General features: G+C 62.3%; 13 protein-coding genes. 8 read left to right on the top strand and 5 right to left on the bottom strand.

Features of this window, described 5'->3' with window-relative positions; translation table 11 throughout:
• Position 1: 1 nt before the first annotated feature.
• The gene (locus QO231_RS01955; protein WP_316772660.1) at positions 2-2,239 is read left to right on the top strand and encodes a xanthine dehydrogenase family protein molybdopterin-binding subunit; all 2,238 of its coding nucleotides are present in this window, start codon (positions 2-4) and stop codon (positions 2,237-2,239) included.
• Between the two features lie 10 nt (positions 2,240-2,249).
• Here the strand turns inward: QO231_RS01955 and QO231_RS01950 are convergent, their stop codons facing one another.
• The 3 genes from QO231_RS01950 to QO231_RS01940 form a co-directional block, all read right to left on the bottom strand.
• Positions 2,250-3,020: a gamma-glutamyl-gamma-aminobutyrate hydrolase family protein gene (locus QO231_RS01950; protein WP_316772658.1), complete on the bottom strand. Its 771-nt coding sequence runs from the start codon at positions 3,018-3,020 to the stop codon at positions 2,250-2,252.
• Between the two features lie 126 nt (positions 3,021-3,146).
• Positions 3,147-3,572, bottom strand: coding sequence for a GlcG/HbpS family heme-binding protein (locus QO231_RS01945; RefSeq protein ID WP_316772656.1), 426 nt, complete (start codon positions 3,570-3,572; stop codon positions 3,147-3,149).
• Positions 3,573-3,654: 82 nt separating this feature from the next.
• On the bottom strand, positions 3,655-5,802 hold the full coding sequence (locus tag QO231_RS01940; protein WP_316772655.1) for a malate synthase G: 2,148 nt from the start codon (positions 5,800-5,802) through the stop codon (positions 3,655-3,657).
• A 280-nt stretch (positions 5,803-6,082) separates the two neighbouring features.
• Between QO231_RS01940 and pepN the strand changes: the two genes are divergently transcribed.
• From pepN to QO231_RS01910, 6 genes are all read left to right on the top strand, one after another.
• On the top strand, positions 6,083-8,638 hold the full coding sequence (gene pepN, locus QO231_RS01935) for an aminopeptidase N (protein WP_316772653.1): 2,556 nt from the start codon (positions 6,083-6,085) through the stop codon (positions 8,636-8,638).
• The gene (locus QO231_RS01930) at positions 8,639-9,379 is read left to right on the top strand and encodes an SDR family oxidoreductase (protein WP_316772651.1); all 741 of its coding nucleotides are present in this window, start codon (positions 8,639-8,641) and stop codon (positions 9,377-9,379) included.
• A 44-nt stretch (positions 9,380-9,423) separates the two neighbouring features.
• Positions 9,424-9,810, top strand: a complete 387-nt coding sequence (locus QO231_RS01925) for a hypothetical protein (protein WP_316772649.1) — start codon at positions 9,424-9,426, stop codon at positions 9,808-9,810.
• Between the two features lie 77 nt (positions 9,811-9,887).
• The gene (gene gatB, locus QO231_RS01920; protein ID WP_316772647.1) at positions 9,888-11,399 is read left to right on the top strand and encodes an Asp-tRNA(Asn)/Glu-tRNA(Gln) amidotransferase subunit GatB; all 1,512 of its coding nucleotides are present in this window, start codon (positions 9,888-9,890) and stop codon (positions 11,397-11,399) included.
• A gap of 129 nt (positions 11,400-11,528) precedes the next feature.
• Positions 11,529-11,999 carry a thioesterase family protein gene (locus QO231_RS01915; RefSeq protein ID WP_316772645.1) on the top strand — a complete coding sequence of 157 codons (471 nt, stop codon included), beginning with the start codon at positions 11,529-11,531 and terminating at the stop codon, positions 11,997-11,999.
• Between the two features lie 64 nt (positions 12,000-12,063).
• Positions 12,064-12,465: a DUF4177 domain-containing protein gene (locus tag QO231_RS01910; RefSeq protein WP_316772643.1), complete on the top strand. Its 402-nt coding sequence runs from the start codon at positions 12,064-12,066 to the stop codon at positions 12,463-12,465.
• A gap of 8 nt (positions 12,466-12,473) precedes the next feature.
• On the opposite strand, the gene QO231_RS01905 is transcribed toward QO231_RS01910, so the two are convergent.
• On the bottom strand, positions 12,474-13,661 hold the full coding sequence (locus QO231_RS01905) for an MFS transporter (protein ID WP_316772641.1): 1,188 nt from the start codon (positions 13,659-13,661) through the stop codon (positions 12,474-12,476).
• Positions 13,662-13,976: 315 nt separating this feature from the next.
• Here QO231_RS01905 and QO231_RS01900 point away from each other — a divergent pair, with 315 nt between their 5' ends.
• Entirely contained in the window at positions 13,977-14,390 is a 414-nt protein-coding gene (locus QO231_RS01900) for an ester cyclase (protein ID WP_316772639.1), read from the top strand.
• Positions 14,391-14,546: 156 nt separating this feature from the next.
• Here the strand turns inward: QO231_RS01900 and QO231_RS01895 are convergent, their stop codons facing one another.
• Complete coding sequence (locus QO231_RS01895; RefSeq protein WP_316772638.1) at positions 14,547-14,804, bottom strand: BolA family protein; 258 nt, start codon at positions 14,802-14,804, stop codon at positions 14,547-14,549.
• Positions 14,805-14,838: the final 34 nt, after the last annotated feature.

Raw genomic sequence — 14,838 nt, 5'->3', positions numbered from 1 at the left:
CATGGCAAGCATCGGCAAGATCGCGCGTCGGACCTTTCTGATCGGCTCTGCCGCCATTGTCGGTGGCGTCGCCTTCGGAGCCTACTATGTGTCGCGCCCCGCGCCCAATCCACTGAAGCCCACCGAGGGCGAAGCCGCGCTCAACCCATTCGTGCTGATTGACCGGCAGGGCGTGACCCTGTTCGCCCCGCGCGCCGAGATGGGCCAGGGGGTCAGGACCACCTGGGCCGCCCTGATCGCCGAAGAACTGGATGTCGAGCTGGATCAGGTTCGCGTGCTCCACGGCCCCGCCGCCGCAGCCTATTACAACAGCGCCATGATCGGAGAGGTTCTGCCCGGTAAAGGCTATGATCGCTCCAACTTCATGCACAGCGTCGCTGAAACGCTGGGGAAGGTCGGCAAGGTCATCGGAATGCAGGTCACCGGTGGATCGACCTCGATGGTCGACGGGTTCGAGCGGATGCGCGCCGCAGGTGCCTCGGCCCGTGAAACGTTGAAGGAAGCCGCCGCCCGGCAACTCGGCGTGGCGCGGCAAACGCTCAGGACGGCGGACGGCAAGGTCATCACCCCGGACGGGACCGAGATTGCCTACGTCGATCTGGCGGTCGCCGCTGCCGCCCTTGATCCGGTGAAGGCCGATGTACGGCCTTCGACCGAATGGCGGTTGGTTGGAAAATCACAGCCCCGCGTTGATATGGTTGGCAAGTGCACCGGCACCGCCGAATTCGGCATTGATGTGCGGTTGGACGGGATGAAGTTTGCCTCTGTGCGAATGTCTCCGCAACGCAGCGGCATGACGAGGTTCGATGCCTCGGCGGCAGAGCAGATGCAAGGGGTTCAAAAGGTGATCGACCTTGGCACCGGTGTGGCCATTGTGGCCAACAACACCTGGATCGCGATGCAGGCGCTGGACAGCCTCGACATCGAATGGGAAGATGCCGCCTACCCGCCCGAGACCGAACAGATATTTGCCAGGATCGCATCTGCCTTTGACGCTGACCCGAATTCGGAAATGCGCGATGACGGGGATGTTGAAACGATCCCAACCGGCGCCACCGAAATCAGCGCCGAATACCGCGTTCCCTATCTTGCCCATGCAACGATGGAACCGATGACCGCCACCGCGCTCTTCTCCGGGACCCGGTTCGACATCTGGTGCGGCACCCAGGCCCCGATCTTCGTGCAACGCCATTGCGCCGAAGCCGTGGGATTGGAGCCCGCAGCGGTGGATGTGCATACCACCTATCTTGGCGGTGGTTTTGGGCGGCGGGGGGAAATGGATTTCGCCGTACTCGCGGCCCGCGTCTCCAGGGAAATGCCAAACGTCCCGGTGCAGCTCACGTGGTCACGCGAAGAAGACATGCAGCATGATTTCTACCGTCCCGGCGCCATTGGCCGGTTCAAAGGCGCGGTGCAGGATGGCAAGGCCGTTCTGCTGGATGGTGGCATCGCAACCCAGTCCTGCACACAGCAGACGATGGCGCGCTGGATGGGCGCACCGGCTGCGGGGCCCGACAAGGGCACCGTGGACGGGGCCTTTAACGCGCCCTACGCCATTCCGAATTTCCGCATCCGGGGCTACCTTGCCGATATGGCCGTTCCCGTCGGGTTCTGGCGCTCGGTCGGGGCCTCGATCAACGGGTTTCTCCTGGACAGCTTTGTCGACGAAATGGCCCACGCCGCAGAACGCGATCCGTTGGACTTCCGACTGGAAATAGCCAAAGCCGAATGGGGCCCCGCCGCCACCTGCCTTGAAACGGTGCGCGACATGTCTGGCTGGACGGGGAAAACGCCGGACGGTATCGGGCGTGGCGTCGGATTTACCTACAGTTTCGGCACACCGGTCGCGCAGGTCATCGAGGTCGTGGACGAAGACGGCACCATCCGCATCAACAAGGCCTGGATTGCCTGTGATGTCGGGATTGCACTGGATCGCAGCATTGTCGAAGCGCAGATGATCGGCGGCATGATTTATGGCCTGTCCGCCGCCTGTTTCGGAGAGATCACCTTTGCCGGTGGCGAGGTCGAACAGATGAACTTTCCCGATTACGACGCGATCCGGATGCACACGGCACCGGTGACCGAGGTCGCCGTGCTGGAGAACAAGCGCCACATCAGCGGCGCGGGTGAGCCGGGCACGCCGCCATCGATGCCCGCGCTCGGAAACGCGCTGTTCGACCTGACCGGCACACGCGTCCGCGAATTGCCCTTCAGCAAGAGCTTTGATCTGTTGATTTGATGCGCCGGGATCAGGCGCTCTTCTGCAAAGGCGCGCGTGCCGCCCAGGCCCGGACCGCATCGCCGAACGCGGTGAACAGCGGACGCGAAACCGGATCGTTGGCCGCATCCCATTCCGGATGCCACTGAACCGACAGGGTAAAGCCCGGCGCGTTCTCGACATAGATCGCCTCGGGCGTCCCATCGGGCGCATGGCCGTCAATCACGATCCGGGATCCGGGACGCTTGATCCCCTGACCATGCAAGGTGTTGGTCATCACCTCGACGGCACCGAACAGGTCGTGAAACACGCCGCCTTCGGAAAACCGGACCATGTGACGGAGCGCGAATTTCTCTTCCATCGTCCCGTCAGGCGGCATCCTGTGGTTCATCCGGCCCGGCAAGTCGCGGATTTCCGGATAGAGCGTGCCACCCAAGGCAACGTTCACCTCCTGAAACCCCCGGCAAATCCCGAAGAACGGTTGCCCCCGCTCGACACAGGCCCGCACCAGCGGCAGCGTGATCGCGTCGCGTGCCCGGTCAAACGCGCCATGCGCTTCGGTTTCCGCCTCGCCGTATTCCTCGGGATGCACGTTGGGACGTCCGCCGGTCAGCAGGAATCCGTCACAGGTTTCGAGCAGTTCCTCGACAGACAGGTACCTGGGATCGGCCGGTATCAGCAACGGCAGGCACTTCGATACCTCGGCCACCGCCTCGGAGTTGTGCGACCCGCCCGCGTGGGCCGGATACTCGTCGTTGATAAGATAGCTGTTTCCGATGATGCCTACGATTGGGCGCGCCATATATGTGCCTGTCCGCTTGTGTTTGAACAAGAATAGGACGCCCCGCAACAATGGGCAACTGCCGGTCCCTGCATGATGGCGCAGGTGCATGTGTCGTGGCGCACCAAGGCGCAGAGTAAAGCCCGCTCAGATTTCGCCGGTCAGCCCCGCAGCTTCGATCCCCGCCAGCGCAGCTGTCGCGTCATTGTCAGACGTATCTCCGGTCACGCCCACGGCCCCGATCACCGCGCCCTTCTTGTCGCGCAGCAACACGCCCCCCGGCACCGGCACCATCTGCCCGCCGAAGAGCCCGTTCACCGCCCCCATGAAGTACGCCTGCTGCTCGGCCCGCGCCATCTGTGCGGTCCCGGCCATGCCCAGCATTACCGCCCCATAGGCCTTGCCATGCGCGATTGCGAACCGCCCCGGAGAGGCCCCATCCTCGCGCTCGAACGCCTGCACATGCCCGCCCGCATCCAAAACCACCACCGACAGCGGCTTCAGCTCCAGCTCGCGGCCTTTTTCAAGTGTCTTGCGAATAATGGTGCGCGCCTTGCGCAGTGAGATCGTCATGACTGAATTTCCTTTTTCTTGCTGAAAATATCCTCGGGGGAGCGCGAGGGGGCAGACAGCCCCCTCGTTCCCGTGTCTCGCCTCACGCGCGACCGGCGGCTTTCAGTTCCAGGCGCCGTGCATGCAGGACCGGCTCGGTATAACCCGACGGCTGTTTGCGCCCCTTGAACACCAGGTCGCAGGCCGCCTGAAACGCGAGCCCATCAAACTCCGGCGCCATGGGCCGATAGAGCGGATCGCCGGCATTCTGCTCGTCCACGACGGCGGCCATCCGGCGCATTGCATCCAGCACCACTGTCTCGCTGACAATCCCGTGGTGCAGCCAGTTGGCAATATGCTGGGCCGAAATCCGGCAGGTGGCGCGATCTTCCATCAGCCCGACATTGTTGATGTCCGGCACCTTGGAACAGCCGACCCCCTGATCGATCCAGCGCACGACATAGCCCAGAATGCCCTGCGCGTTGTTCTCGATTTCCTGTGTCTTCTGCGCGTCCGACCAGCGCCGGTAGGTTGCCAGAGGGATGGTCAGAACCGCATCCACATGCGCGCGCCGACCATTCGCCTTGAGCTTGTCCTGAACCGCGAACACGTCGACCTTGTGGTAGTGCAGCGCATGCAGGGTCGCCGCTGTCGGGCTCGGGACCCAGGCCGTGTTGGCACCGGCGCGGGGATGGGCGATCTTCTGATCCAGCATCGCTTCCATCATGTCGGGCATCGCCCACATGCCCTTGCCGATCTGCGCCTTGCCCTGCAGCCCGCATTCAAGTCCGATGTCGACATTGCGGTCTTCATAGGCTCCGATCCAGTCCTTGCGCTTGATGAAGTCCTTGCGCGAAAACGGCCCGGCCTCCATCGACGTATGGATTTCATCTCCTGTCCGGTCCAGAAAACCGGTGTTGATGAAACAGACCCGGCTCTTGGCGGCCCGGATGCATTGCTTGAGATTGACGCTGGTGCGGCGCTCTTCATCCATGATGCCGATCTTGACGGTATTGCGCGGCAGGTCCAAAGCGTCTTCGACCATGTCAAAGGTGCGCGCCGCAAACGCGACCTCTTCGGGGCCGTGCATCTTGGGTTTCACGACATAGACCGAGCCATGAACGGAATTGCCGCCCTCGCGTTTCAGGTCGTGCATGGCGATCAACACAGTCACCATCGCGTCCATCAGACCTTCAAACGTCTCGTTGCCGTCGCCGTCCAGAATGGCCGGGTTGGTCATGAGATGACCCACATTGCGCACCAGCATCAACGCCCGCCCCTTGAGCGACAGCGCGCTGCCATCCGGCGCGGTATAGTCCCGGTCAGGATTGAGCGTACGCGAGACCGTCTTGCCGCCCTTGTTCAGCGTTGCCGTCAGGGTTCCCTGCATCAGACCCAGCCAGTTGCCATAGGCCAGCACCTTGTCCTCGGCATCGACGCAGGCAACCGAGTCTTCGCAATCCATGATCGCCGTCATCGCGCTTTCCATCAGCACATCGGCGAGACCCGCCTGATCGTGGCTGCCAATGGGATGGGCGCGGTCAAAGACCAGTTCCACGTGCAGCCCGTGATTGACCATGACCACCGCATCCGGCGCCTTTGGATTGCCACGATACCCGACGAACTGCGCCGGGTTCGCAAGCGGCTGGCCATCCACCAGCAAGGCGCCACCCTGCACATGATAGCGGCGCACGTCTGCGTGGCTGGCTCCGGCAATCGGAAAGGCCTCGTCCAGAAACACCCGCGCCCGCGCGACAACCCGCGCGCCGCGCCCGCGATCATATCCGCCTGCACTCGGTGTGCTGCCCATCGCGTCCGTGCCGTAAAACCCGTCATACAAGCTGCCCCAGCGGGCGTTTGCGGCGTTCAGCGCATAGCGCGCGTTCGTGACCGGCACCACAAGCTGCGCCCCTGGCACGGTGGCGATCTCCGGATCGACATTTTCCGTATCGATATGGAAATCATCGCCCTCTGGCAGCAGATAGCCGATCTCTTCCAGGAATGCCTTGTAGGCCTCGTGATCGTGCGACCTGTCGCGATGCTCCAGATGCCAGGCGTCGATCTTGCCCTGCAGTTCGCTGCGTCGTTCCAGCAAGGCCCGGTTCTCGAGACCCAACTCGTTCATCACGCGCGCAAGGCCCGCCCAGAACTGGTCCGGGCCGATGTCCGTCCCCGGGAGCGCCCTGTTCTCGACAAAATCCACAAGTTCGGCCGCGATCTGCAGCCCTTCGATCACGGTCCTGTCGCTCATTCCGGTCCCTCTTCTTGTCATGTGCACGAATGTATACCGCGGTTAGTTAGATCGAAAGTTTCCGATAGGCAACAAGCGACCACACGACCGGCCTATGGACCGTGACCCACCCGTTCGATTGCCGGTCGGCTCCGCAGGGTCCCAAGTCAGCGCGAGCGCCGCAAAGCTGGCAAGTCGGGGCCTGGCATCGGTGGATCGATCACATCGACCGGTTGCACCTGCGGTCCTGCGAACCTAACGTCCCACGACAACACCTGCCCCATCCCGGAGACCAATCCCCATGAAGGACACCGCCCCGCAGACAATCTATCTGAAGGATTACACACCCTTTGGATTTGACGTAGAGTCCGTTCACCTGACGTTTGATCTGTCGCCCAACGCGACGCGGGTCATGAGCCGCATCGCATTTGCACCCAACCCCGAGGCGACGGACCATCGGTTCTATCTGCATGGTAAAAAGCTGACACTGATCAAGGCGGCAATCAACGGCGAGCCGGTGCGCCCGGAGGTCACCGACGAGGGGCTGACCTGCCCGGTTCCCGATGGGTCGTTCATCTGGGAGTGCGAGGTCGAGATCGATCCCGAGGGCAATACAGCGCTTGAAGGGCTCTACATGTCCAACGGCATGTATTGCACCCAATGCGAGGCCGAAGGGTTTCGCAAGATCACCTACTACCCCGACCGGCCCGACGTGATGAGCGTGTTCACCGTCGAGATCAAGGGCCCCCACCCGGTTCTTCTGTCCAACGGCAACCCACAGGTGCAAGGCCAGGGTCACGCGATCTGGCATGATCCATGGCCCAAGCCGGCCTATCTGTTCGCCCTCGTCGCGGGCGAACTGGTCGCACATTCAGACAGTTTCACCACCTGTTCAGGCAAGGCGGTCGACCTCAACCTTTATGTCCGCCCCGGCGATGAAGGCAAATGCGCCTTTGGCATGGAAGCGCTCAAGAAATCCATGCAGTGGGACGAAGAGGTCTATGGCCGAGAATACGATCTGGACGTCTTCAACATCGTCGCAGTGGATGATTTCAACATGGGCGCGATGGAGAACAAGGGGCTGAATGTCTTCAACTCCTCTGCCGTTCTGGCAAGTCCGGAAACCGCGACAGACGGGAATTTCGAACGGATCGAAGCCATCATCGCGCATGAGTATTTTCACAACTGGACCGGCAACCGCATCACCTGCCGGGACTGGTTCCAGCTCTGTCTGAAAGAAGGGCTGACGGTCTATCGCGACAGCCAGTTCACAAGCGATCTGCGCAGTGCGGCGGTCAAACGGATCAGCGATGTGATCGACTTGCGTGCGCGGCAGTTTCCCGAGGATCAGGGACCGCTGGCACACCCGGTGCGGCCCGAGAGCTTTCAGGAAATCAACAACTTCTATACCGCGACCGTTTATGAAAAGGGTGCCGAGGTGATCGGCATGTTGAAACGGCTGGTCGGTGACGCCGATTATGCGCGGGCGCTCGACCTCTATTTCGCACGCCATGACGGTCAGGCCTGCACCATCGAGGATTGGTTGCAGGTGTTTGAAGACGTTACGGACCGCGATCTTGCGCAATTCAAACGCTGGTATTCGCAGGCGGGGACACCGCGCCTTGCGGTGCGCGATGAGTGGAAAGACGGCACATACACGCTGCATTTCTCGCAATCCCTTCCGGCCAGCGCCGCATCGCCCGATCCACAGCCACAGGTGATCCCGATCAGCGTTGGCTTGCTCGACCCCAATGGCGACGAGGTGCTGCCCACCCGGATGCTGGAGATGACCGAGGCCACGCAGAGCTTTGCGTTTGAAGGGCTGGCGGCAAGACCGGTTCCGTCGATCCTGCGCGGGTTTTCCGCGCCGGTCGTGCTGGACCGCGACGTCGGCACCGCCGAGCGGGCGTTTCTTCTGGCGCATGACACCGACCCGTTCAACCGGTGGGAAGCAGGCCGCGCCTTGGCCCGCGAAACCCTGATGGCGATGGCCACGACGGGCGCGCCCGCGGGGGCAGATTATCTCGACGGGATGCTGGCGGTGCTGCGCGACGCGGATCTGGACCCGGCCTATCGCGCGCTGATGCTGGGCCAGCCGAGCCAGTCCGAATTGGCCGCCGCCCTGGCCGAAGCGGGCACAACACCCGATCCGGATGCAATCTGGCAGGCCAGCGAGACCCTGGCATTGGCAATGGCCCAACATGCGCAGGACGTGCTGCCGCGCATTCTGGCCGAATGCCGCGTGGATGGCCCCTATCGCCCCGATCCGGACCAGACGAGCAAACGCGCCCTTGGCGGCAGGGCACTTTCACTGGTGACGCGACTGGACGGCGGCACACAGGCAGCCGCGCAATATGCGGCAGCGGATAACATGACGTTGCAACTGTCCGCGCTCGGCTGTTTGCTGGCAGCGGGCAAGGGCAGCGCAGAGGTCGCGGCCTTTTACGACCAATGGCAGGACGACCGGCTGGTCATCGACAAATGGTTCGGGATGCAAATCGCCCAAGCCGTACCGGACAAGGCCGCGACGATTGTGGCGGCGCTGACAGAGCACGCCGATTTCAATTGGAAGAACCCCAACCGGTTCCGTGCGACGCTGGGTGCGCTCACCATGAACCACGCCGGTTTTCATGCCGCGGACGGATCGGGATACCGCCTGCTTGCGGACTGGCTGATCCGGCTTGACCCCGTCAACCCGCAAACAACGGCGCGCATGTGCAGCGCGTTTCAGACCTGGCGGCGGTATGACAGCGACCGTCAGTCAAAGATCGGAACCGAACTTGAACGCATCGCCAGCACAGCGGGCCTGTCCCCGGACACAACCGAGATGATCACACGCATCCGGGGGGCGAAATAGATGCGCAAGGTTCTGTTGATCACAGGCGCCAGCGCCGGGATCGGCGCGGCCACGGCCCGCCTTGCCGCGACGCGCGGCTATGATCTGGCGTTGAACTACAACAACGACCGGGCCGGGGCCGAGGCAGTTGCCAAGGATGCCGAGGCCGCCGGGGCACGCACCCTGATCTGTCAGGCCGATGTCGCCGAGCCGGAGCAGATCACGCACATGTATCAACAGGTCGACGCCACATTCGGGCGGCTGGATGCGCTGGTCAACAACGCGGGCGTGGTGGACCAGACCGCGCGCGTGACCGAGATGACCCACGCCCGCCTGCGGCGCATGTTCGACATCAACGTGATCGGTGCAATCCTTGTCGCCAAAGAGGCTGTACAGCGGATGCAGGCCCAGGGTGATGGTGGCGCGATCGTCAATGTTTCATCCGCCGCCGCACGGCTGGGCTCGGGCGGGCAATACGTGGATTACGCCGCCTCCAAAGCGGCCATCGACACCTTTACAAAGGGTCTGTCGGACGAGGTTGCAGGCGAGAATATCCGCGTCAATTCCGTGCGCCCCGGCCTGATCGAGACGGACATCCACGCCAAGGGCGGCGAAGCCGGTCGCGCTCAACGCCTTGCCCATATGGTGCCGATGCAGCGTACCGGATCGGCGGGTGAGGTGGCCGATGCGATTCTGTACCTGCTGTCCGATGAGGCGAGCTATGTCACCGGCAGCATGCTCGAGGTCACTGGCGGTCGCTGATGCCCGAGGATCTGGTCTTTGAGCGGCGGGGCCGATCGCGGCGAATGATCCTGATCCTTGCGGCCATCTATGGCGTCTTGATTGCACTGGTCGTGAAAGTTGATGCGGCGTGGTGGCTGATGGCGCTGCTCGCCCTGCCCACCCTGCCCGCGCTGTTCGATATCCTGAAGGACACGAGCGCGGGCCTCCGGCTGTCGCAGGACCGACTTGAGTGGTACACGGGCAAGCGGCAGGGCGCGCTGGAACTGAGCGAGATCGAGCATATGCAGTTTGACACGAGATGGGATTTTTCGGTGCGCGTCACCGCCTTCCTGATCGGCAACAAGAAGGTTCGCCTGCCGTATGAGGCGATCCCGCCGCACCGCACGTTCGAGGTGGCACTGCAAGATCGCGGCCTGACCGTGAAGCGCAACCATTTCACGGTGTTCTGACCGCATCGCACCGGCCCCCTCTTGCCCCGATCTGATCGGTGTCCTAGAAGGCTTCGACGTTGGACAAGAGGTACGCCATGCTGGACCTGAGCTATACCACCCCCAAGCCCAAGATCATCGCCGGGGCCAAGCACGACTGGGAACTGGTCATCGGCATGGAAGTCCATGCGCAGATCAGTTCGAACGCAAAGCTGTTCTCGGGGGCGTCGACCAAATTCGGGGCGGAACCCAATTCAAACGTCGCCTTCGTGGACGCCGCGATGCCCGGCATGTTGCCGGTGATCAACGAATACTGCATCGAGCAGGCCGTGCGCACGGGGCTTGGCCTGAAGGCTGAGATAAACCTCGCAAGTGCCTTTGACCGCAAGAACTATTTCTATCCCGACCTGCCGCAAGGTTATCAGATTTCGCAACTTTATCACCCCATCGTCGGTGAAGGCGAAGTGCTGGTCGAGATGGGCGATGGCGTCGCGCGCTTGGTGCGGATCGAACGTATCCATATCGAGCAGGACGCGGGCAAGTCGATCCACGACATGGATCCGATCATGTCCTTTGTCGATCTGAACCGGACCGGCGTGGCGCTGATGGAAATCGTCTCTCGCCCTGATATTCGCGGCCCCGAAGAGGCCGCCGCCTATGTGACCAAGCTGCGCCAGATCCTGCGCTATCTGGGGACCTGCGACGGGAACATGCAGAACGGTAACCTGCGCGCCGACGTGAACGTGTCGATCTGCCGACCCGGTCAGTACGAGAAATACCAGGAAACGCAGGATTTCTCCCATCTCGGCACGCGCTGCGAGATCAAGAACATGAACTCGATGCGGTTCATACAACAGGCGATCGAGGTCGAGGCGCGGCGGCAGATCGCGATTGTCGAAGGCGGCGGAACAGTCGATCAGGAAACCCGCCTGTATGATCCGGACAAGGGCGAAACCCGGTCGATGCGGTCCAAGGAAGAGGCGCATGACTACCGCTATTTCCCTGACCCCGACCTGCTGCCGCTAGAGATCGAACAGGGATGGGTCGATGACATCGCGGCCAGTCTTCCGGAATTGCCGGATGACAAGAAAGCGCGTTTCATCAAGGACTTCGGGCTGTCCGACTACGACGCCTCGGTACTGACGGCAGATCTGGAATCCGCAGGCTATTTCGAAGCTGTCGCAGAAGGCCGTGATGGCAAACTAGCGGCGAACTGGGTGATCAACGAACTGTTCGGGCGGCTCAAGAAAGAAGACCACGAGATCGGCGAAAGCCCGGTGTCACCGTCCCAGCTTGGCGGGATCATCGCGTTGATTTCCAAAGGGGATATCAGCGGGAAGATCGCCAAGGACCTCTTCGAGATCGTCTATACCGAAGGCGGCGACCCCGCGGACATTGTCGAAATGCGCGGCATGAAGCAGGTCACAGATACGGGCGCGATCGAGGCCGCCGTGGACAAGGTAATCGCCGACAACCCGGCACAGGTGGAAAAGGCCAAGGCCAATCCGAAACTGGCCGGCTGGTTCGTGGGCCAGGTGATGAAGGCGACCGGCGGCAAGGCCAACCCCAAGGCGGTAAACGAGATCGTCAGCGCCAAACTGGCGCTCTGAGGTGTTCGAATGCCGCCCGGTTGGTATGATCTGTACAGAGACCGGGTGAGGCGCATCCGCTGATGTCGTGCGGATGATCATTGAAGCCAGTGCCCGTTTCCGGGCGCAGGCAGGCCAAAGGAGAACAGTATGAGCGCACCTTTCATGTCCAGCGTGATGACCGTAAAACCGGAATGGATCGACTATAACGGCCATATGAACATGGCCTATTACAACGTGCTGTTCGATACCTGTGCAGATGAAGCGTACGAGTTGCTCGGGTTGGGGCCGGACTATGCCAGAACGAAGGGGTTCACGACCTATACGGCGGAGTTTCACATCTGCTACATGCGCGAATTGCACGAGGGCGACCGGGTTCGGGTGAGCTTTCAGCTTGTGGACCACAGCGACAAGAGCTTTCACACCTATCAGGAATTGCATCACGAGGATGGCTGGCTGGCGGCGACGGGCGAGGCCCTGGGGCTGCATATCGACATGAGCGGGCCGAAGGTTGCGCCGTTCCTGCCGGATGTCGCGGAGAAGTTTGCGGCGATGGCCGCGGCGCAGGCCGACTTGCCACGCCCGGAGCGCGCCGGGCGCAGCATCGGGATCCGGCGTTAGGGCTGGTATTGATCGCAGTGGCGCTGTTATAGGGAGCGCGCAGAAAGAACTCGGGATCGCAGATATGTCACGCTATGAATACAAGGTTGTCCCTGCCCCGCAGAAAGGGCAGAAAACCAAGGGCATCAAGACGCCCGAGGGGCGCTTTGCCTTGTCGGTCGAGGCGGTTCTGAACGAGATGGCCGCGTCGGGCTGGGAATACTTGCGGGCCGAATTGTTGCCCAGCGAAGAGCGCAGCGGGCTGACCGGATCGACAACCAACTGGCGCAATGTGCTGATCTTTCGCCGCGCGCTGGAGGACGACAGCGCCGTGGTTTCCCCGGTGATGACGACGCCCGCCGCCAAGGCCCCTCCGGTCGTGCCCGCACCATCGGTGACGGTGGAGGAGCCGGTTCGCACGCCTCCTTTGGTTTCGGGCGTGGAGCCAATGCCCGAACAGCAGGATATCGAGCGCGAACGGAACTGAGTGATATTTCAGACCGATGCCGGTACGGCCTCTGGGTCGGGCGTTGGAAGGGACAGAACCAGCCCGAGGCCGAGCGCGGCCATAACCAGAAGCCCGCTGAAGGCGATAAAGTAGCTGCCGGTGGTGTCAAAGACGAGACCGGCCAGGATCGGGCCGAGTGAGCCGCCGACCGTCCCAAAGAACAGGACCGTGCCAAAGATCGCCCCATGCGCGCGCAGACCAAAGAACTCGGCGACCGTGGGCGAAACCACGGTAAAAAACCCGCCGTGGCCAAAGCCGTAGACCGCCATCGCCGCAAAGAGCGCGATGTGGGAATGTCCCAGGATCAAGATGCAAAGGCCCAGTATCAGGGCGGCAAAGCAGCAGATATAGCCGTTGCGCCCACCGATACGGTCGATCAGACCGCCAACCAAAAGCCGGCCCGCGATACTGGCCACGCCAATGGCCGAGAGCAGCGTTGCCGCCAGCGGAGCGCTCATCCCGATATCCATGCCATGCACCGCGACGTGCAAAGGCACCGTAAACAGCGACGGCATGAGCAGGAACTGGGTCGCGCCGAGGGTCCAGAAGGCGCGGGTGCGACGGGCAGAGGCGAACGCCATTCCCTGCGGCGGCGCCAGGGGATCGGTGCTGGCGGCAACCGGCGGGCTTCGCATGGCCATGGCGGCGATGAAGAGCAGGACCGCCGCCGCCACGCCCAACGTCATCAGCGCCATGCGCCAGCCGAAGCCGGCGATCAGCAAGGCAGCCAGCGGCGGCACGATGATCTGCCCGGTGGCCGTGCCGACCTTGACCAGCCCCGTCATGATGCCCCGTCGCGCGGAGAACCAGCGCCCGATGGTGGACAGCGTCACCACATCATGCGAGCCGAGCCCCAGCCCAAGGAACGTGGCGAAGATCAGGTAGAGCTGCCATGGCGCGCTGATCTGCGACATCAGCACATAGCCCAGCCCATAGCTGATGCCGGTCACGGCCAGCACCCGGCGCGGCCCGAACCGATCGCTGAGACGCCCGCTGACCATGGCAAGCAAACCCATCATGAAAAACGCAAGCGTCGAACAGCCGGACAAGAGGGTGCGCGACCAGCCGAACTCGGTCTCGAACGCCTTGATGAAAATGCCATAGGAGAACAGCAAGCCGATAATCGTGAACTGGGTGAGGCAGGCCCCGAATACCACGGCAAAACGCCCATTCATCCGTGGAATCCTCCGCTGCCCCGGCACCGTCCCGGTTGCCCTGCCCTCGCCGTCACCCGGCACTGCGTACGCAGTGGGCCCCGCCGGGTCAAGCCTGCCGATGCTGGCCACACAGCACACAGCAGCTCGGCTTACTCGGCTTGCTCGGCTTGCTCGGCTTGCTCGGCTTGCTCGGCTTGCTCGGCTTGCTCGGCTTGCTCGGCTTGCTCGGGAAAGAGGCGCCATTCCGTCTGTGTTTGAAATACACGTATGTCGTGTTATTGATTCTGCGGGCAAGTATTCGTGGCTGTCCGACAACAGATGTGGGAAAGCAGGATGACAAACAAGAAAGCGGCGCGAGACTTCTTTGAAGCCTGCGAGACCGGCCAGGGCTGGGACGCCTGCAAGCAGTGGTGCCACGACGACGCGAGTTTTTCGGCGCAGGCGGATGCGCTTGCGGATGTCACCACCGTCGAAGGGTACGCCGAGTGGATGAAAGGATTGTTCGTGCCTGTCCCCGACGGTCACTACGAGTTGAAATCATTTGCCGAGGACGAAGAGCACGGCAAGGTGATCGCGGCTGCGGTTTTTCACGGGACACATACGGTCGATGCCGGGTCAGGAGAGCCGACAGGCAAGAGCATTGCGGCAGATTACGTCTATGTCCTGGATTTTGATGCGGGGAAGCTCCGGCATATGACGAAAATCTGGAACGACGTTCATTCGCTGAGACAGCTTGGCTGGGCGTGAACGACGCTCGAGACCCGATCGAACGGGCGCCGCTCGCAACTCCCTGCACCGGGAACACGATGAGGAGCCTGCAGGTGTCACCCGGCATCGGTCTGGCGTTGCTCGCTCGCCTTGACAGCCGTCCGCATGGCAGGATCGTCGTTGCGCCGGTCGCCGTCAGACACCGATATCCAGCGACAGCGCATGGATGCGACCCACCAGATCAGCCCCAAGTGCGGCATGCACGGCGCGGTGCCGGTCGATCCGGGATTGATCGCGAAACGCTTCTGATCGGATGCGCACGTTGAAATGGCTTTCGCCGCCCTCTTGATAGCCGGCATGGCCGCGATGACTTTCGCTGTCATCGACCACGTCCAGCGCGGAAGGGGCAAAAGCGGCTTGAAGCCGCTCATGGATGTCGGTGGTGACGCTCATTTTGTGTATTTGCGGATTTTTTTCACCGCACCCT

This window comes from Sedimentitalea todarodis (genome assembly GCF_032595355.1).
Classification (GTDB): domain Bacteria; phylum Pseudomonadota; class Alphaproteobacteria; order Rhodobacterales; family Rhodobacteraceae; genus Sedimentitalea; species Sedimentitalea todarodis.
Note: the sequence above shows the minus strand (reverse complement) of the source record. Positions and strands in the feature narration are given on the sequence as shown.